A 17,872-nucleotide genomic window follows, 5' to 3' on the forward strand; every position below is an offset into this window, starting at 1 on the left:
CTTTAAGATGGCGTTGTTGGCCGCTAATTTAGCGTATGGTGGCCACCAAGGTCGCTCTCAACGGCGCAGGGTGCCCTTCTATTGAGCGACTGGGATCGTTTGGATCAAGAAAATCAGCAAGGGAGTGAAACGTCATCCACTCTGTGGCTCTTTGCTCTGCAGTGGTGGTTTGACTAACATCGACTGTGCGTACATTTTCTAAACCGACCTTACGCAGCATGTTCTCTAAAGCCTCAGTGCTGGGCAAAAACCACACGTTGGCCATTTTTGCATAACGCTCTGGAGGCACAAGGATAGTATTGATGTCCCCTGGTACGACTAAAGTTTCCAGTACCAATTCTCCACCTGGGCGCAAATAAGACATGAGTTCTTGAATATGGTCGATGGGTGAACGTCGGTGGTAAAGTACACCTAAACAAAATACCGTATCAAAACAGCCAAAAGCAGGCAGGTGCTCGCTGCGCAGTGGCAATAAATAAGCCCCATTGGCAGGCAGTAATCGTTGTGCGGCATGGAATTGATAAAGGAAGATGCGGGTGGGATCAATGCCTAGTGCAAGACTCGCTCCAGCACCCAACATGCGGAATAAAAAGTAGCCATTACCAGTGCCTATATCAAGCACTTGCCGGCCCTCTAGGGGGCTAATGTGGGGTTCAATGCGCTGCCACTTCCAATCTGAATGCCATTCTGTTTGTATTTCAACGCCTAACAAATTCCAAGGACCTTTGCGCCAGGGCATGAAAGCTTTAAGGTGTTGCTTGTACTCCATCGAGTCCAACCCTAGATGTTCAGGTTTAACAATACAAACACTGTCATCTGTGAAGCTATAGTCGGCACACTCTATTTGGGGCATGGACTCAAGGGCACGATCCCATTCTATGGATCGGCCATGGTTTTTGAGTTCGTAATGCTGCTGCAAAACGTGTCTTAGTTGTGGATGAAACTGCTCTAGGTTGGAGTTTTTTGTGAATTCAAAAAAAACCTCTAAATTTATGCCCATGTTGGTCTCGCAGGTCACGTTTCAGTGAAATAATTCAAGCACCCGATCCGACCTTACTTGAAAGCGAGTAAGGCACAAAAGTTAAAACATTGCATGCAGGTCTCAACTCGGCTAAAGCCTGCGTCAAGTAAGCGTTGTCGGTGTTGTTCTAACGTATTGGGTACCAAAACATTTTCTAAGGCAGCCCGCTTCTGAGCGATTTCAAGATCACTATAGCCTTGGTAACGCTTAAAGTCGTGGTATAAGTCCACTTGTAAGTCCTGTTGTTGTGGGTCATCAAAGCAGACCTTTTCAGCCAGTAGTAAAACGCCACCTGGGCGCATGCCATCAGCGATATTTTTAAGAATACTCGGTCTTTCAATATCGGCAATAAATTGTAGTGTAAAGTTGAGGATAACCATAGATGCATTTTCTATGACCGTATCTTGTAAATTTTGTTGGCAAATTTCATAGCTGGCTTGGCTATGATCTCGAGCCATATTATGTCGACACCGACTGACCATAGCAGCAGAGTTATCTACCCCAACGATGTGAGCATCGGCGGGTAGGTTTTGGCGTAAACGCAAGGTCATAGTGCCAAGAGAGCAGCCCAAGTCATAGCATTGACTATGGGGTTGGCCATATCGGGCTGCAAGTAAACCGATGACATCCAATAAAAAATTATATCCTGGCACTGACCGCTGAATCATATTCTCGAATACGTCAGCGACCTGAGCATTAAACTCAAATGGTACTGGCGTTGCAAGGGGTTGTGCAAAGATCATGTCTTGCTCAGGTGGTGGGGTAGAATGAGTCATAATAAGTCACTTACTGAGCAGATGGGCGGGTACCAAGGATAGCCGTGATTGTGGCAGATTGATTGTCACGTCGATAAGTGACTTTGAGCTTGCTGCCAGGCTTTAGTTGAGTCACGTAGTTTAAAGATTCATTCCAATCTTCAATAAGATTATCATCAAAATGGGTAATTAAATCGCCAGGTTGCAAGCCTGCTAAATGGGCTGGGCTATTGGCATAAACACCCGATAACATGATGCCAGTGTCTTGGTTCAAAGCAAACACATTTTGGCTATATTGACGTTTAAATACGTTGAAATCAATACCTAACCAGCCTCGGACAACTTGCCCTTGAGTGACAATACTACGCAAGACTTCAGAAGCAATATTAATGGGTATAGCCAAACCAATGCCTTGGCTCCTTGAGCTTGTGGATGAGTTATAAAAGTGCGCAGTATTGATGCCTACCAGCTCTCCTTGCGCGTTAATCAAGGCGCCACCTGAATTACCCGAGTTAATAGCCGCATCGGTTTGAATGAAACTTTCGAAGGTATTGAGGCCTAATCGATTGCGTTCTTTACCACTGATAATGCCCATTGACACCGATTGGCCCAGACCGTGGGGGTTGCCAATGGCAAATACTAGATCGCCTACACGAGAATCTAAATCAGCAGGCACCTTGGCTGGGGTTAAGTTAACAAGTTCAATCTTGATGACGGCCAAGTCGGTGGCCGGGTCAGTGCCGACTAAAGTGGCGGCTGCAGATCGACCATCAGCTAAACCCACTAAAATTCGCTTAGAGTTTTCAATGACGTGATTGTTAGTAATAATGTGCCCTTCAGCACTGGCGATGACCCCTGAACCCAAATGCACCTCGTTAGTGTCGGCATCAATTAATTGGCCCTCTAATAAGTTGGCATAGTGAGGGTCTTTTAATAAGGCAATACTGGTCGCGGGCATTGAAATCTGGCTGTATATGCGCACCACTGAGTCCATGCTGTGTTCAAGTACATCGGCATAGCTAGGTTCTAGCGTTTTTTGGGTACTGAACCCAGTTGTGGACCACAAAGGAATACCTGTGGTTTTTGTAAACCACTGGGGGGCGACGAACATAAGAGCGATGGCCAGAAGCACGCCCGATAGGGCGAAGGGTAACAAATATTTGATAAACGAACGGGTCATATCATTATAGAATCGCTAATGGCTTAATAAAGGTTGTTAATGAGTGTTTGTCATGCACCTACGTAGTTTAAACTTTGGTGCAGTTAAAGGCAAAAAACACCTGAGCTGTTTGTATATAAAGTTGAGGTGATTATAGAAGCCAGTGATGGGTGGCTGGGGCTGTGGTTAGTGATGCTTTGTTTAAGCAGCTTTTGAATTATGGCTTATGGCTTAAGGTAGTAGCTCTAAGCGCATGGGCTCAGGCTTGAGCGGGTAGGCGTGGCTATATTTTCAAAACCTTCAAAACCTTCAAAACCTTCAAAACCTTTATCGAACCTCAAAAGCCTAAAAAATCCACCTAAAAGTCTCTCTAGCCTCCATGGCACTGCACCTAAGTGCTCAGGTTTTAGCGGTGGGGGTCACAGGAATGTCATAGGCTGATGGGGCAGTCGCCTCTTGCTTAGGTTTGAGGCCGTAGCGCTCGTCTAAAGTGCCATGTTCTTTAGTGCTGCTGCTCGGCGCATAGTCCATGGGAGGACGAATAGTCGGTGCAGGCTCAGCTTGGTGTTCTATAGTGCTCTCTTTTGGCCCTGCAATGGTTTCTAAGCTGCTCACAGTGTCTGGGTCATCACATAAGCTTTGGGCCCCTTTGGCCAACTGCTCATGCACATTGCGGTAGCTATCAGTGAGTTGGTTGACGGCGGCAGCCGTGTCTGCAAAATGCAGATTAACCTGCTCTTTGTATTCGGCCATTTCGGTATGGGCCGTTTGCAGTTCCTTGCTAAGTTGGTTTTGACGCTTGAGGTCGCTATTATTATTGCGCCCGAATAAAAATCCAATGCCAAAGCCAAGCAGAGTGATGACTAACCAAAAAAACCAATCGTTGCTGAGTAAATCCACCAGCAGCTCCTTTCAATAAAATGTCTTGCAGGATAGTATTGTAATGGAATTCGTCCATTAGTACATCTCAGATATTACCTAACGCATTCATTTATTAACCCTATTTACTATTTTGACTGATATATGGCCTCACCTATCGAGCAGTATCGTAACGACCAGCAACAATTACACTTTTCTGCAGACATTGCGCAGGCCAATGCTATTGAGCATTTACAGAGACTTTATCTTGAATTATGCGCACTTGATGATGTTCAAACCCAACCTAGATCGTTATCACAGCGAATAGGGGCTTGGGCTGGCGGCCACTCTAAGCAGCAATTAGCCACTAGAGGTTTGTATTTTTGGGGCGGGGTTGGGCGTGGTAAAACCTACCTCATGGATGTGTTTTACCAGTGCTTGCCTTTTGAGAACAAAAAGCGCTCGCACTTTCACCGTTTTATGCGCCATGTTCATCACCGTTTATCATTTCATAAAGGCATAAAGAATCCGCTAAAGATGGTAGCTCAGGAATTAGCTGATGAGGCTATGGTTATTTGTTTTGATGAGTTTTTTGTGACTGACATTACCGATGCTATGATCTTAGCGCACTTACTAGAAAACCTATTTCAAATGGGCGTGGTGCTGGTGGCTACGTCTAATATAGAACCCCAAGGCTTGTATGAAAATGGCCTACAAAGACAGCGTTTTTTACCTGCTATTGCTCTATTAGAAAAGCATACGGAGGTCATCAATGTAGATGGTGGGGTTGATTACCGTTTGCGAACATTGTCTCAAGCAGAGCTGTATCACTGGCCCCTCGATGCCGAGGCAGATATAAGTTTGGCATCGAGCTTTTCAGCTTTAGCACCATTGCAATCTCCTTTGCAATTGCCTTTGCAAGCGCCGCTGGAAATTGGAATCAGTGGCACAGGCGGGGGTGTCATCAATATCAATGGGCGGGCGTTCACCTATATTAGGCTGTGTGATGATATTATCTGGTTCAGTTTTGATCAGTTATGTGTGCAACCTCGGTCGCAAAATGATTATCTAGAATTGGCATATGAATTTCATGGCCTAATCATTAGTGATGTGCCTTGCTTAAAAGCAGGTATGGAAGATCAGGCGCGGCGCTTTGTCAACTTAGTGGATGTTTGTTATGACGCCAATCTAAAACTCATCATGTCTGCAGAGGTGCCCCTGTTAGAGCTTTATGCGGGGGGGCAATTAGATTTCGTATTCCGCCGAACGTTAAGCCGATTGCAGGAGATGCAGTCTCATGAGTACCTAGCGCGGGGCCATGTGTCAGGGTAAAAGTTTGAAAGGATACTTAGACTAAAAACATTTGCTTTAACACTTAACAAAGCACTTGTTTATCCTGTATAATCTCGCCTCGCAGTTTCTGTGTTGGCTCTGGGTGCGTGGCTTTTTCTAGCTTAGCTAAAGAGTTGTTAGGGGCATAGACTGCTAGGCACGTTATTGGCCGCTCTAATGAAGGTTGTTTTAAGGCAGCGCAATAACTCAATAATTATAGGTAGGCTTAATAAACTGGGCCGTTAAATAGGTTATTCACATGAAAACCGTAAGTACTAAACCAGCTGACGTGACCCGTGACTGGTATGTTGTCGACGCTGAAGGTAAAACTTTGGGTCGTATGGCAACTGAAATCGCTCGCCGCCTGCGTGGTAAGCATAAGCCAGAATACACTCCTCACGTTGATACAGGTGATTACATCATCGTTGTTAACGCCGAAAAGGTCCGTGTAACTGGCAATAAAGCAAAAGACAAAATGTACTATCGTCACACAGGATATCCTGGTGGCTTGCGTTCTATGTCATTCGAAAAGATGGTTGATCACGCTCCTGAGCGCACCGTTGAATTCGCTGTTAAAGGTATGTTGCCAAAAGGCCCACTGGGCCGCGCTATGTACGCCAAGCTTAAAGTGTATGCTGGTACTGAGCATCCACATCAAGCGCAACAACCACAAGCATTGACCCTGTAAGGAGACGATCATGGCAGTTACTCAATATTACGGTACCGGTCGTCGTAAGACCTCTACCGCTCGTGTGTTCATGACTCCTGGCACTGGTGCCATTACAGTAAACAGCCGCGAATTGGATGTTTATTTTGGTCGTGAAACAGCCCGCATGATTGTTCGCCAACCATTAGAGTTGACCGAAACAGTTGAAAAATTTGACCTAAAAATCACTGTAGAAGGTGGTGGTGGTTTTGGTCAGGCTGGCGCAATTCGCCACGGTATTACTCGGGCTTTAATGAGCTTCGATGAAACTTTACGCCCTAGTCTGCGTGCGGCTGGTTTTGTGACCCGCGATGCGCGTGAAGTGGAACGTAAAAAAGTGGGCTTGCGCAAGGCGCGTAAACGTCCTCAGTTCTCTAAGCGTTAAGCTTATTGCATCGTTTTGGTGCATGTTTAAAAAACCCAGCCATGATGCTGGGTTTTTTTGTGGCTTGTTGAAAATCAAAGGCTTTTGTAGCCTTGGAGTGGGGCATTAACCTTGTCTATTTAGTACCTTTCCTTTAAAATTGCGCTCAGTAATTTTACAGCCTAGCTGGAGACCAATTGAATGAGTAATGAAGGCGTGAATACGCGACGTCGCGTACTAGTCGGTGCATCCTTAGTTGTGGGTGGAGTTGGCAGTGTAGCGGCTCTAACCCCTTTTGTATCTTCCTGGAACCCTAGTGCAAAAGCCAAAGCGGCTGGTGCACCGGTCAAGGCAGATGTTAGTAAATTAGAACCAGGCCAACAAATGATTGTTGAGTGGCGTGGAAAGCCTGTATGGATTGTTCGGCGCAGCGCAGAAGCCTTGGCGCACTTGGCCACTCTAGACGATAGTTTAGCTGACCCCGCATCTGTTAAGTCAAAGCAGCCAAGTTATGTGCCGAGCACTGCAGCGCGTGCTTTGCGTGACGAATACATCGTGATGATTGGCATTTGTACCCATTTAGGTTGTTCACCCACCTATCGCCCTGAAGTGGCGCCAGTCGACTTAGGTGAAGATTGGAATGGAGGCTTTTATTGCCCCTGCCATGGTTCAACTTTTGATTTATCTGGCCGCGTATTTAAAAGTAAGCCAGCCCCGACAAACTTAGAAATTCCGCCACATTTTTATGAGAGTGATTCAGTTATTCTAATTGGCGAAGATGGAGGAAATGCGTAATGGCTGTTGGTAATCCTAACCGCGCTAAGGCGGAAAGAGGTATTGTTCGTTGGATTGACGATCGCTTTCCTCTGACCCAAATGTGGCAAGACCACATGTCAAAGTACTATGCTTCCAAAAACCTTAACTTTTGGTATGTTTTTGGTGTTCTTTCTTTACTCGTTTTAGTGAATCAGATACTCACAGGTATATGGCTCACTATGTCCTATGAGCCCTCTGCTGAAGGAGCTTTTGCCTCAGTTGAATACATCATGCGTGATGTGGAGATGGGGTGGATCATTCGATACATGCATTCTTCAGGCGCCTCAGCCTTTTTTATTGTGGTTTATTTACACATGTTCAGGGGCTTAATGTATGGCTCCTACCAGAAACCACGTGAGTTGATCTGGCTCTTTGGTATGGCCATTTACCTAACGCTAATGGCGGAAGGATTCTTCGGTTATCTATTGCCCTGGGGTCAAATGTCCTACTGGGGTGCTCAGGTTATCTTATCTTTAGCCGGCGCCATTCCCGTAGTAGGCGAAGACCTTGTTCAGTGGATCCGTGGCGACTACCTGATTTCAGGTATTACCTTGAATCGGTTCTTCTCGTTGCATGTTATTGCTCTTCCCATCGTGATTATGGCCTTGGTTTTATTACATATTTTGGCATTACACGATGTGGGTTCGAACAATCCAGATGGCATCGAAATTGACAAAAATAAAGATGAAAATGGCGTGCCCGTTGATGGGATCGCGTTTTGGCCCTACCACGTGGTGAAAGATCTAGTGGCTATCGGTATTTTCCTAACGGTGTTTTGCTTAGTCATTTTCTTTTTTCCAGAAGGTGGGGGTTACTTTATTGAGAAGCCTAACTATGAGCCTGCCAACTCACTAAAGACGCCTGAACACATTGCGCCAGTGTGGTATTTCACGCCTTACTATTCCATGCTGCGTGCTATTACCTTTTCGCTGTTTGGTTTAGATGCTAAGTTTTTAGGCGTAGTGACCATGGGTGGGGCTATAGCCATCCTGTTCGTGGTGCCTTGGTTAGATCGCAGTCCGGTTAAATCAATGCGCTACAAAGGCTGGATGAGCCGGACGGCGCTGGCCGTTTTTGTTGTGAGTTTCATTGTTCTAGGGTACCTGGGTACCATTGCCACAACAGAGGGCCGCACACAAGCTGCTCAGTTATTTACCCTTTTGTATTTCCTATACTTCATACTGATGCCGTTTTATACGCGCATTGAAGCGACGAAGCCTGTTCCTTCGAGGGTGGTAGAATCATGAAGAAGTTATTCTTAATTAGTTTAATATTGATGATGCCTATGTTTGCTCAGGCCAGTGGTGGGCCGAGTATAAAGCTGGATTCTATGGAAGCGGATGCGAGCGACAAAGGCTCACTACAGCGTGGCATGCAAACCTATGTCAATTACTGTCTGGGCTGTCATACAGCCCAGTACCAGCGTTATATTCGGGCGGCAGAGGATTTGCACATCCCTGAAGATCTAGTTATCCAGCATTTGATTTTTAGTGATCAAAAAATTGGTGATCAGATGACCAGTGCAATGGACCCTAAGCTTGCTGCTCAGTGGTTCGGAGCCACTCCACCAGACTTAACGAATGAAATTAACCTACGCGGTACCGATTGGGTTTACACTTATCTGCGCAGTTTCTATGCTGATGAGAGTCGTCCCTATGGGGTCAATAACGTGGTTTACCCGGCTGTGGGTATGCCTAACGTGTTGGCAGACTTGCAGGGCATCCAAACTAAAGGTTGTGGTGAGATTACCCAACTGGACGACCATGGAACTGCAGTGATCGATAGTCTAACGGGTGAGGCATTAACTGAGCAAAGTTGTGAGCTACTCTCTGTGGCAGAAGGCTCAGGCACTATGACACCGGCTCAATTTGATGCAGCGATGTATGACCTAACCAACTTCATGGCGTATATGTCGAAGCCTTACAAGAGCGACAGTCAACGGATTGGTCTGTGGGCTATTTTATTCTGTTTGATGATGACCGTGTTGTTCTACTTCTTGAAAAAGGAATTCTGGCGCGACGTCCATTAACGCCTGACTTTGAGGTATAATAGTCGATTGCAGTCTATTTAAGCGCGACCTATGCCCCTCACCCTAGGTGAAGGGCATAGGTCGCGACTTCGTTTCCGGCGCTGAGCGCTAACGTTTATTATTGAGGTATATCCACATGGGTGTAGTCGCTAAACGCTCTTCCATGACGTTTTTTTCTGATGGTTCAAATCATTACAGCCACCGCGTGCGTATTGTTTTGGCAGAAAAGGGTGTTACCGTTGACATCATTGATGTTGATGATGAGCACAAGCCAGAAGATCTGGCTGATCTAAACCCCTATAACAGTTTGCCGACCTTGGTCGACCGTGATCTAGTGCTTTACGAAGCTAATGTGATGATGGAATACTTGGATGAGCGCTTCCCCCATCCACCATTACTGCCCGTATATCCTGTAGCTCGTGCAGAAAGTCGGTTGTATATGTACCGTATTGAGCGTGATTGGTGCCGCCTTGCCGACCTAATCATGACCTCAGATGATGAAGCTGAAATTATTGAAGCTCAAAAAGAGCTGCGTGAAAGTCTCATTTCTACAGCACCGATCTTTACTGAAAAAGACTTCTTTATGAGTGAAGAGTTTACTTTGGTTGACTGCTGTATCGCACCAATCTTGTGGCGCTTGCCGCAGTTGGGTATTGATCTTCCAGAGCTACAAGCAGCTCCCATGCTAGAGTATATGGAACGCATATTTGCGCGCGAAGGTTTTCAAGAAAGTCTGTCTGAGCTTGAGCATGAAATTCGGCTTTAATTGAGGCCGTGAAGATGATGACTCCAAGTCGATCTTACTTATTACGTGCCCTTCATGAGTGGATCTTGGATAACGATTCCACTCCACACATGGTGGTTGATGCGACTATCAATGACGTGATGGTGCCTGAACACTTTATTAGTGATGGGCAAATTGTGCTAAATATTGCACCTAGCGCAGTGGAAGGCTTAAACCTTGGTAATGAGGCGATAGAGTTTAACGCGCGCTTTGGCGGCGTGCCCATGCATGTCTACGTGCCTATATTAGCGGTGATGGCCGTGTATGCTAAAGAAAGCGGTGAAGGTATGGGGTTTGGCTTTGAGCCAGGTATTCCAGATCCTGATGGCCCATCTAACTCACCTTTAGCAACGGTAGATAAACCAAAAGCACCGGGCACGGTGTCATCAATTGCAAGTCGGACGAAGCGTCCTACGCTCAAAGTTGTTAAATAACTAAGCCGGTTAGTCATGCTTTTGAGAACATAAAAAAGGGCCAAATGGCCCTTTTTTATGTTCTCAAAAGAAGCTTTGGTTTAACGTTAATCGATGTATTCAAACACCTTAACAATACGCTGGATGCCGCTAGCATTAGACGCAACTTTTACAGCCCAGTCGGCTTCTATCTGAGTCACAAGTCCCATTAGATAAACGATACCATTTTCCGTCACTACTTTAATACGGCCAGCAGGGAACGCAGCTTCACCCACCATACGAGCTTTTACCTTAGTGGTAATGAGCGTATCACTGGTTCTGACTACATAGGATGCTGGGCCGCTGACTAATAGTTCGTTATGCACCTTTCGAACATTGGAAATACCGCGCGCTTTTGCCCCTGCAATCACCTTAGTGTCTTCGCTGGGTACTTGACCTATTAACAATAGAATACCGTTTACACTCACTGCACTCACGTTGGCCGTTTCCAGCAAAGGTGATGCACGTAATATGGCATCTACCGCAGCAGTTTCGATCAGTTGATCGTTATATAGGGTGCCTAAAGTCCGCGAGCCTTTGTTGTCAGTAATTGGTTTGTCGCTAAGAGTCGGTGAGCAGGCGCCCAAAATAAAGATGCAGCTAGTGATGGTGATGAGTTGAATGCCACGTTTGAGCATTTATTCGTTACTCCCAAATAGTTGAAAATCAATTAAATCACAGAGGCAGTGAATAGTAATCAGCTGCAGTTGCAATATATTAACGTTGTTGTCACTAGGAATCCGAATAGCGACGTCGTCTGGATCCAGCACTGTGGCCATATCGCCACCACTTTGACCGGTAATCGATATAACCTGTAATTGACGGTTATGAGCGGCTTGTATGGCTTGAATTAAATTACCACAATTGCCCTGTTCTGACATCACAACAACAATATCACCCTGCTGGCCTAAGGCTGTGATTTGTTTGGCAAACACGTCCTGAAAACTCGAATCACGAATGACAGCACTCATTGTTGTACTATCAGCAGCTAGATTAAACGCTGGTAAGCTGGGACGCTCCTGCTTAAAGCGACTGAGTAATGCAGCGCTCAAATGATGGCCATTGGCAGCGTTGGCACCATTACCACAAATGAGGATTTTACCCTCTTGAAGGAAGCATTGGTGCAGCATTTGCGCAGCGATAGCAATATCTTGAGGCAGGTGCTCAGCACTGTATGCGGCGCAGCCCATGTGCTCATGGAACTGATTAATAACCCTTTCTTGCAGCTCCATTAATGAACTCTAACCTTAGTCTGAAGTGATAAACGCATTATCGATCCATTGTATCTGAACTTGGGTATGGGGGCCATTAGAACCACTAATAGCTATGACATCAAAGCGGCAGTCTAGTTTGTTTAATAACGGGTAGCGTAGCAAAAAGACCTTCGCACTATGGATTAAATGACGCTTTTTGGCTGGGCTGATGCTAGCAATCGCACCACCCATATGATTATTTTTACGGTACTTTACTTCGACAAAAGCCAGCACATGATCTTTTTGTGCAATGATATCAAAGCTCGCCACCTTGACAAAAAAAGTTACGCTCAATCAAGGTCCAACCCTGCTCAGACATATGTTGCCAAGCAAGCTCCTCAGCCCACGCACCAATTTTAGTCGAGTGCATGACGATGGGCATTTATATTATCTAGGATTGGCAATAACCTTACCTGCTCTGAATTGTCCCCATGAGCTATGGGTGAAAATTCGGCCTTGACTATTCATCTGCAAAAGACCAGTGACCCCATGCACACGGCTGTTGTTAAACGCCTGTAACTGTTGAAGCCGAGGGAAGAGTCGGTAGGCGTCAACACCAATGGCAAATAGACGGGTATACCGATCTCGATCAGGCCATTTTTGGCTAAATTTTTGTTGAATTTCAGGCTGCTCAATTAACCAAGGTAATTCGGTAAAAATGACTTTTTCTAAATCTCGATCGCGACTCGTACTGGTGGGACCTTGGTAGATATGATGACTGGCATAGACTGGAAGATCTGCAGCATAGTGAAAGGCTAAGGTGGGAATTATTTGACGCCCATCTGAAGGTAGCGCAAAGAGCACAATCGCATCCACGTCTTGACGTCGGCGAGGCTCAAATTTAACCTTATTCCCACTACCAGATAGATGTTTCTTGAGTAACTTTGCCCGCTCATGACTTTGGTTAATGAGTAACGCTTGGGTAATTGACTCCGAATGGTCACCCGCGCCGGAAAAGCTTACCTGGGTCGCTATTTCACCACCTAGGCTAGTCCAAGAAGTACTAAAATGTTGAGCTGCTTTGGTGGCCCAAGGTTGGTCCTGATGGAGCACAATAATGCGCTTATGGCCTTCAGCTAAGCTACGATCAGCCAGTTGTGAGGCTTCATCCTCGACCGCTAAACCAAATTGAATTAAATTGGTAGTGACGTTGCTTGTGCCTCCCAAGGGAATGTAATTCAGCGCAAGTGTGGGGATAGTTAGAGCATCCTTTTGACTCAGTTGAATGACCTTATCTTTATCAAGTGGGCCAATAATAATGTCGATTTGATCAGTGGCAGCTTGCCGATAAAGCCCATCTAAGCTGCTGAGACTAGAGGTATCATAAACTTTAATGTAGGGAATCATGGCTGAGGTTTTTTGGGCTTCAAAGCGAGCCATCATAAAGCCATCTACTACTGCCTGCCCCACTTTGCCTAGTCGACCATGCAAGGGCATCGCTAGGGCGATACGTTGTGGCTGTGCTTCTCTAAGGTCAGTTAGGCTTGCCAGTGCGCCAGGAAGCGATAGGCTAGCCGGATGCAGTGGCCACTGTTGTTGCCATTGCTTTACAGAGCTGAGCTGTAACTCCATGTCGTGATGGACCAAGGGTATTAAGGCAAGTGTGTACCAAGCACGGCTTACATCATTGTCAGTTCCAGTGACCTGCAGGTCTAGGGCTTGAGCATTAACCTTGGTTAGAGCCATCCAAATTCGTTCATTATATTGACTAGGCTCTATGGTCGTGGGTAGCTGACTTAAGGCTATTAAAGCATTGGCAGCAGCCAGAGATAGGCCATTGGCTTCATAAGACTCGGCTTTAAGGACCAAGAGCTTGGTTCTTGCTTGGGGATCAGTATCGGGTGTTAGTACCTGGGCTTGTTGCAGCCAAGTAATGGCGCCAAAGCTATCTCCTAACTTTAGCTGACTCTCTGCTTTTGCTTCCAAATACCGACTGAGCTGATTTTTTGGCACCAACCCTAGGTCGATTTGGTTGAGAATACGTGCGCTCGACTGGGCATACCCAAGGGCTAACACTTGCTCTGCCATGTCTAATAAATATGCGTATTGAATGGCCTTTGGCATGAGGTATATTTTTTGCAGTTCTCGGTCTAAAGGTTCGGGTAGCGACTGTTCGTCACCTGTGATTTCTATAATGCTCTGTTGCTCAAAGGTAGGCAGCTCTGTAGTAATCTGTTCGGGGCTGTTAGAAAAGAGGATGGCTAGGTTTTTATTGGCATTATCAGAGGTTTGCCCAGAGTCTGCAGGGATATTTTCGCTGGGCATTAAACTAACACTGTCTTGATCTGGGTCTAAACTGAGTGGGTTTGCTGACCTTGGTACCGGCACTTTTTTGTCAGTCAAATCCATGGCAATGACCATCACCTTCTCAGCTTCTTCAACCGTCTTGATCTTCTCAACCGGTTGGACCGTTGGTGGGGCCGCATTTAGCACTTTGGGTTGCTTGGGCACGGTGGGTATGACATTTTGCTGCTGGCAAGCGCTCACTAAAATGAGTCCGCATAAGAGGCTAAGAGCACGCAAAAAATGGTTTAGAGATAAGGTCATAGAGCATTCTTAATGAGTATGGTTGAGGCGCTTTAGGTTATAATCCGTTATTTAAGACCACCTCAGTGATCTAACCTGAGTAAGCCTAGCATAAAAGCGGGTTCAAACAAGTCTAAAAGGCTCAAAGGCATGACAACAGCAACGCTTTACATTGTTTCGACCCCAATTGGCAACTTAGAGGATTTTAGTCCACGGGCAGTAGCAACCCTTAAGAAGGTTGACCTCATTGCCGCGGAAGATACGCGTCATAGTGGTCGACTGATGCAGCATTTTTCCATTTCTACGCCCATGTTGGCAGTGCACGATCATAATGAACGTGCGCGGGCTAAAACATTGGTACAAAAGTTGGCTCAAGGTCAGTCTATTGCCCTTATCTCAGACGCAGGCACTCCGCTTATTTCTGACCCGGGTTATCATTTAGTGAGTGCCGTTAGAAGCGCTGGCTATAAAGTTGTGCCAGTGGTGGGCCCATGTGCACTAATTGCAGGGCTGAGTGTGTCAGGTCTGGCGACTGACCGGTTTAGCTTTTACGGTTTTTTACCTGCTAAAAGTAGCGGTCGTAAGCAGCAACTGCAGCAGTTGGTAAGTGTGACTCACACTCAAGTTTTTTATGAATCACCCCACCGTATTGTGGCCACAGTGAATGATATTGTTGCAGTCATGGGGCCCAATCGTCAATTGGTGTTGGCCCGCGAACTGACTAAAACCTTTGAAACTGTTTTTAGTGCCAAGGCCAGCGAAGTTAAATATTGGCTGGGGGCAGATCATAACCAGCAAAAGGGTGAGTTTGTGGTGTTGATTGAAGGCGCAGAACCAGAACAGTTGCAAGATATTGGGCCTGAAGAAGAGCGCATGCTGTCATTGCTGCTGGCTGAGCTGCCCATTAAAAAAGCCGCGGTGCTCACTGCCGCCATCACGGGGCATAAGAAAAAAGCCCTGTATGATCGAGCTCTTGAGCTACAAGGTAAGTAACTCTGCTAAAGCCACATTTAACCTTGCCAGCGCTAGGTAAACTCGGTATCCTGCGCCCGAGAAAGTCCGCCAGACAGTCGCTGCTATTCTGCGTTTAGGCGTTTGAGTAGGGGAGGAAAGTCCGGGCTCCATAGGGCAAGGTGCCAGGTAACACCTGGGCGGCGTGAGCCGACGGCCAGTGCAGCAGAGAGTAGACCGCCAACCCCGATTTATCGGGCGGTAAGGGTGAAAGGGTGCGGTAAGAGCGCACCGCGTGCGTGGTAACACGTTACGGCTTGGTAAACCCCACCTGGAGCAAGACCAAATAGGAACCCACTAGGTGCTGCCCGCACTGGGTTCGGGTAGGTCGCAAGAGGTCTGTGGCGACGCAGACCCTAGATGAATGACTGTCCACGACAGAACCCGGCTTATGTGGCGGGCTTTCTCACTTTTTAGTTTGTTGCCTGCCTTTTTTAATCGTTGCTTTAATTGAACGATTAAACACTAATGTTTGTGTCCATTCGAGTGGATCTTTGCTGGCCTAAATTTGCCAACACCATCATCAAAACGTCAACTATTCTCTCTGAATCTGCATTGCATCAGCAGTCCTATAAAAGTTTCTTGGTTACAGTTAATATTGCCATTACAATGAGATTAGTCTCTGCCTCAGTACTGGCATCAACATAGGCTTGGAGCTGGTTTGGAACTAGTATGGAGACGGTATGGAGACATTGTGGAGCAGGACTAGGTTACGCTTTTCTCAGTGTCCTTTCTCAAGTTATGCTAAGCTTCCCAATTTACTGACCTGTGGAGATTTTTATGCGTCATCGCATCAGAGCGGCGGGTATCTTGGTTGATCAAGATCGTATTTTAATGGTCAACGAAAACGATGATGGGCGTTCTTATTGGGTGCCTCCGGGTGGCGGTTTTGAGACTCAAGACGGCAATACGCGAAACACAGTTAAGCGTGAGGTGTGGGAGGAGACCGGATTAACTGTCTCTGTGGGCGAGCTTTTGTTTGTGCGGGAGTTTGGTGAGGTTGCGAGAAGTATTTATCATGTAGAGCAGTTTTATCTTGTTGATCAATGGCAAGGAGAGGTTTCCTTAAAAAATTTGGCAACACTGACTGAAGAAATAAGGTCCATTACCCAAGCTCGTTGGTTAACAAAACAGGAGCTTGGCGAACTGGATGTGTTCCCACCACAATTAAAAGACCTATTGTGGGATAAGTTAGATCGAGCTGATCTATCAATCGTGCACTTAGGCTACTCATAAACTGCTATGACATCGATGTTAGAGAAAGTAGCCATGCATGGCATTGTGGTTATTATTAAGCGCACTCACCGCAAAGCCAGTGTGGGTTTTAGAATGTCATTGGGGCAGTTAGTCGTTTTGGTGCCTAATAAAATGCCAAGGCCTGAAATCGACCGTTTACTAGAGTCTAAAAGTGACTGGATACTAGCAAAAGTGGCAATGCAGGGCCCGTTTATACCGCCGGTTCGAAGACGTTATGAGGTGGGGGAAAGGCTGGATTTTTTAGACCAAGAGCTAATTTTGCAGATTTCTTTGGGCAGTCATAGCACTAAACTCGAGGCTGCTAATGAACTTAGTGTGAGCGTTCCTCGTGTCAATCCGATATGGATACGCAATGCCGTTGTGCGCTGGTATAAGCTGCAAGCGCAAGAGCATATAGAGCAGCGGGTTAGTCACTTTGCACCCTTAGTGGGTGCTTGGCCGAAAAAGATTGACGTTAAAACGTACCGAGCCCGCTGGGGTAGCTGCAATCATCGGGGTGAAGTGCAATTTAACTGGAAGTTGATGATGGCACCCCGTGCAGTAGTTGATAGTGTGGTAGTTCACGAGTTGTGCCATCTGCTGCATATGCACCATGGCCCTGAGTTTTGGGCTCAAGTAAAACGTGTGTTGCCAAATTACGCAGATGCAAAGCAATGGCTCAAAGAGGAAGGTCATAGGCTAGGCCTCGATTGATATTGATGGCCTTTAAGTATTAAAATATCGACATTATCTATAAAGCGACCAAGAAACATCATGCCCCAAGAAAATTCAGCCGCTAAGGTGTTGTACCATTTAAAGCACGACATTTTGATAGGCTTCTTTGGGGCTGGCCATAAGCTTAAGATGAGTGTCTTAAAGGCGCGTTATAACGTAGGTGTCAATCCATTGCGTGAGGCCTTGTCGCAACTAGTGGTCATGCAGTTAGTGCAAGTGCAGGATCAACGAGGCTATCGAGTATGCCCTGTCACACGAGTGGAGTTGATAGACATCTACCATACACGAGCCCAAATTGAGTCATTATGTGTCGGATTAGCTATCCAAAGAGGTGATGAAGCTTGGGAGGCCGATATCGTTGCTGCAGCCTATAGACTCCACTCTAATGCTGGATTGCTGCAGGCAGACGGAGATCTGCAGGCTTGGGAGCAACTGCATCAACAGTTTCACTATAGCATCGTCAAAGGTTGTGGCTCTGAAGAATTGCTCAGGGTGCGTTTAGATCTTTATGAAAAGGCATCTAGATACCGTAATTTATGGCTCACACACAACGCAGGTCATGCCGCTTTTGATGTCAATCAAATGGAGCATGAACAGCTTGTGTCAGCGGTTCTTGCTAGAGATCTCGAAGTGGCCCAAAAACTAATTTCCCAACATATACTTGTTCCTAGTCAGGTCTTACAAGAGCTGATTTAAAAACCAATTTAAAAGACCATTTCTTGGACTTTTTAGCGTCTAAACCTATCTTTATCTTTTCACTTGCAAAATAGTCTTGATCTACCTACACTGGTCTGGTGGATAAAAGTGGGGGAAAGTGGATATTTTCCCCAAACTA

20 protein-coding genes and 1 other RNA gene are annotated in these 17,872 nt (G+C 46.2%); 13 read left to right on the top strand and 8 right to left on the bottom strand.

From position 1 onward, the window contains the following. Positions 1 to 28: 28 nt before the first annotated feature. From cmoB to ABXT59_RS03555, 4 genes are all read right to left on the bottom strand, one after another. Positions 29 to 1,000 carry a tRNA 5-methoxyuridine(34)/uridine 5-oxyacetic acid(34) synthase CmoB gene (gene cmoB / locus ABXT59_RS03540; RefSeq protein WP_443637743.1) on the bottom strand — a complete coding sequence of 324 codons (972 nt, stop codon included), beginning with the start codon at positions 998 to 1,000 and terminating at the stop codon, positions 29 to 31. 53 nt (positions 1,001 to 1,053) lie between these two features. Beyond that, positions 1,054 to 1,797, bottom strand: coding sequence for a carboxy-S-adenosyl-L-methionine synthase CmoA (gene cmoA, locus ABXT59_RS03545; RefSeq protein WP_443637745.1), 744 nt, complete (start codon positions 1,795 to 1,797; stop codon positions 1,054 to 1,056). A gap of 10 nt (positions 1,798 to 1,807) precedes the next feature. Further along, entirely contained in the window at positions 1,808 to 2,956 is a 1,149-nt protein-coding gene (locus tag ABXT59_RS03550; RefSeq protein ID WP_443637746.1) for a S1C family serine protease, read from the bottom strand. A 378-nt stretch (positions 2,957 to 3,334) separates the two neighbouring features. Then, positions 3,335 to 3,835, bottom strand: coding sequence for a YhcB family protein (locus ABXT59_RS03555; RefSeq protein WP_443637748.1), 501 nt, complete (start codon positions 3,833 to 3,835; stop codon positions 3,335 to 3,337). A 123-nt stretch (positions 3,836 to 3,958) separates the two neighbouring features. Between ABXT59_RS03555 and zapE the strand changes: the two genes are divergently transcribed. The 8 genes from zapE (at position 3,959) to ABXT59_RS03595 (ending at position 10,258) form a co-directional block, all read left to right on the top strand. Continuing rightward, positions 3,959 to 5,125, top strand: coding sequence for a cell division protein ZapE (gene zapE, locus ABXT59_RS03560; protein ID WP_443637750.1), 1,167 nt, complete (start codon positions 3,959 to 3,961; stop codon positions 5,123 to 5,125). Between the two features lie 259 nt (positions 5,126 to 5,384). Further along, positions 5,385 to 5,813 (top strand): 50S ribosomal protein L13, encoded by a 429-nt coding sequence (gene rplM / locus ABXT59_RS03565; protein ID WP_443637751.1) that lies wholly within the window; start codon positions 5,385 to 5,387, stop codon positions 5,811 to 5,813. A 10-nt stretch (positions 5,814 to 5,823) separates the two neighbouring features. Further along, entirely contained in the window at positions 5,824 to 6,216 is a 393-nt protein-coding gene (gene rpsI, locus ABXT59_RS03570) for a 30S ribosomal protein S9 (protein ID WP_443637753.1), read from the top strand. A gap of 180 nt (positions 6,217 to 6,396) precedes the next feature. After that, a complete protein-coding gene (petA, locus tag ABXT59_RS03575; RefSeq protein WP_443637754.1) occupies positions 6,397 to 6,990 on the top strand; it encodes a ubiquinol-cytochrome c reductase iron-sulfur subunit in 594 nt (197 codons plus the stop codon). Then, a complete protein-coding gene (locus ABXT59_RS03580) occupies positions 6,990 to 8,258 on the top strand; it encodes a cytochrome b (RefSeq protein WP_443637756.1) in 1,269 nt (422 codons plus the stop codon). The genes petA and ABXT59_RS03580 overlap by 1 nt, the downstream gene beginning before the upstream one ends. Continuing rightward, the gene (locus ABXT59_RS03585) at positions 8,255 to 9,040 is read left to right on the top strand and encodes a cytochrome c1 (RefSeq protein ID WP_443637757.1); all 786 of its coding nucleotides are present in this window, start codon (positions 8,255 to 8,257) and stop codon (positions 9,038 to 9,040) included. The genes ABXT59_RS03580 and ABXT59_RS03585 overlap by 4 nt, the downstream gene beginning before the upstream one ends. Positions 9,041 to 9,176: 136 nt before the next feature. Next, positions 9,177 to 9,806, top strand: coding sequence for a glutathione S-transferase N-terminal domain-containing protein (locus ABXT59_RS03590; protein WP_443637759.1), 630 nt, complete (start codon positions 9,177 to 9,179; stop codon positions 9,804 to 9,806). Between the two features lie 14 nt (positions 9,807 to 9,820). Continuing rightward, positions 9,821 to 10,258, top strand: coding sequence for a ClpXP protease specificity-enhancing factor (locus tag ABXT59_RS03595; RefSeq protein WP_443637760.1), 438 nt, complete (start codon positions 9,821 to 9,823; stop codon positions 10,256 to 10,258). An 86-nt stretch (positions 10,259 to 10,344) separates the two neighbouring features. On the opposite strand, the gene ABXT59_RS03600 is transcribed toward ABXT59_RS03595, so the two are convergent. The 4 genes from ABXT59_RS03600 to ABXT59_RS03615 form a co-directional block, all read right to left on the bottom strand. Beyond that, positions 10,345 to 10,914 (bottom strand): BON domain-containing protein, encoded by a 570-nt coding sequence (locus tag ABXT59_RS03600; protein ID WP_443637762.1) that lies wholly within the window; start codon positions 10,912 to 10,914, stop codon positions 10,345 to 10,347. Beyond that, on the bottom strand, positions 10,915 to 11,508 hold the full coding sequence (locus ABXT59_RS03605) for an SIS domain-containing protein (RefSeq protein WP_443637763.1): 594 nt from the start codon (positions 11,506 to 11,508) through the stop codon (positions 10,915 to 10,917). A 15-nt stretch (positions 11,509 to 11,523) separates the two neighbouring features. After that, positions 11,524 to 11,823, bottom strand: coding sequence for a YraN family protein (locus ABXT59_RS03610; protein WP_443637765.1), 300 nt, complete (start codon positions 11,821 to 11,823; stop codon positions 11,524 to 11,526). 93 nt (positions 11,824 to 11,916) lie between these two features. After that, positions 11,917 to 14,076 carry a penicillin-binding protein activator gene (locus ABXT59_RS03615; RefSeq protein ID WP_443637766.1) on the bottom strand — a complete coding sequence of 720 codons (2,160 nt, stop codon included), beginning with the start codon at positions 14,074 to 14,076 and terminating at the stop codon, positions 11,917 to 11,919. 129 nt (positions 14,077 to 14,205) lie between these two features. Between ABXT59_RS03615 and rsmI the strand changes: the two genes are divergently transcribed. The 5 genes from rsmI (at position 14,206) to ABXT59_RS03640 (ending at position 17,733) form a co-directional block, all read left to right on the top strand. Further along, complete coding sequence (rsmI, locus tag ABXT59_RS03620) at positions 14,206 to 15,048, top strand: 16S rRNA (cytidine(1402)-2'-O)-methyltransferase (RefSeq protein ID WP_443637768.1); 843 nt, start codon at positions 14,206 to 14,208, stop codon at positions 15,046 to 15,048. A gap of 61 nt (positions 15,049 to 15,109) precedes the next feature. Next, an RNA gene (gene rnpB / locus ABXT59_RS03625) (RNase P RNA component class A) lies at positions 15,110 to 15,475 on the top strand. Between the two features lie 371 nt (positions 15,476 to 15,846). Continuing rightward, entirely contained in the window at positions 15,847 to 16,302 is a 456-nt protein-coding gene (locus ABXT59_RS03630; protein WP_443637769.1) for an NUDIX domain-containing protein, read from the top strand. Between the two features lie 6 nt (positions 16,303 to 16,308). Further along, positions 16,309 to 17,016, top strand: a complete 708-nt coding sequence (locus ABXT59_RS03635) for a M48 family metallopeptidase (protein ID WP_443637771.1) — start codon at positions 16,309 to 16,311, stop codon at positions 17,014 to 17,016. Between the two features lie 60 nt (positions 17,017 to 17,076). Beyond that, positions 17,077 to 17,733: an FCD domain-containing protein gene (locus ABXT59_RS03640; protein WP_443637772.1), complete on the top strand. Its 657-nt coding sequence runs from the start codon at positions 17,077 to 17,079 to the stop codon at positions 17,731 to 17,733. Positions 17,734 to 17,872 lie beyond the last annotated feature (139 nt).

The organism is Candidatus Njordibacter sp. Uisw_058 (assembly GCF_047730065.1).
In the GTDB taxonomy this organism is placed as follows: Bacteria; Pseudomonadota; Gammaproteobacteria; order Pseudomonadales; family Balneatricaceae; genus Njordibacter.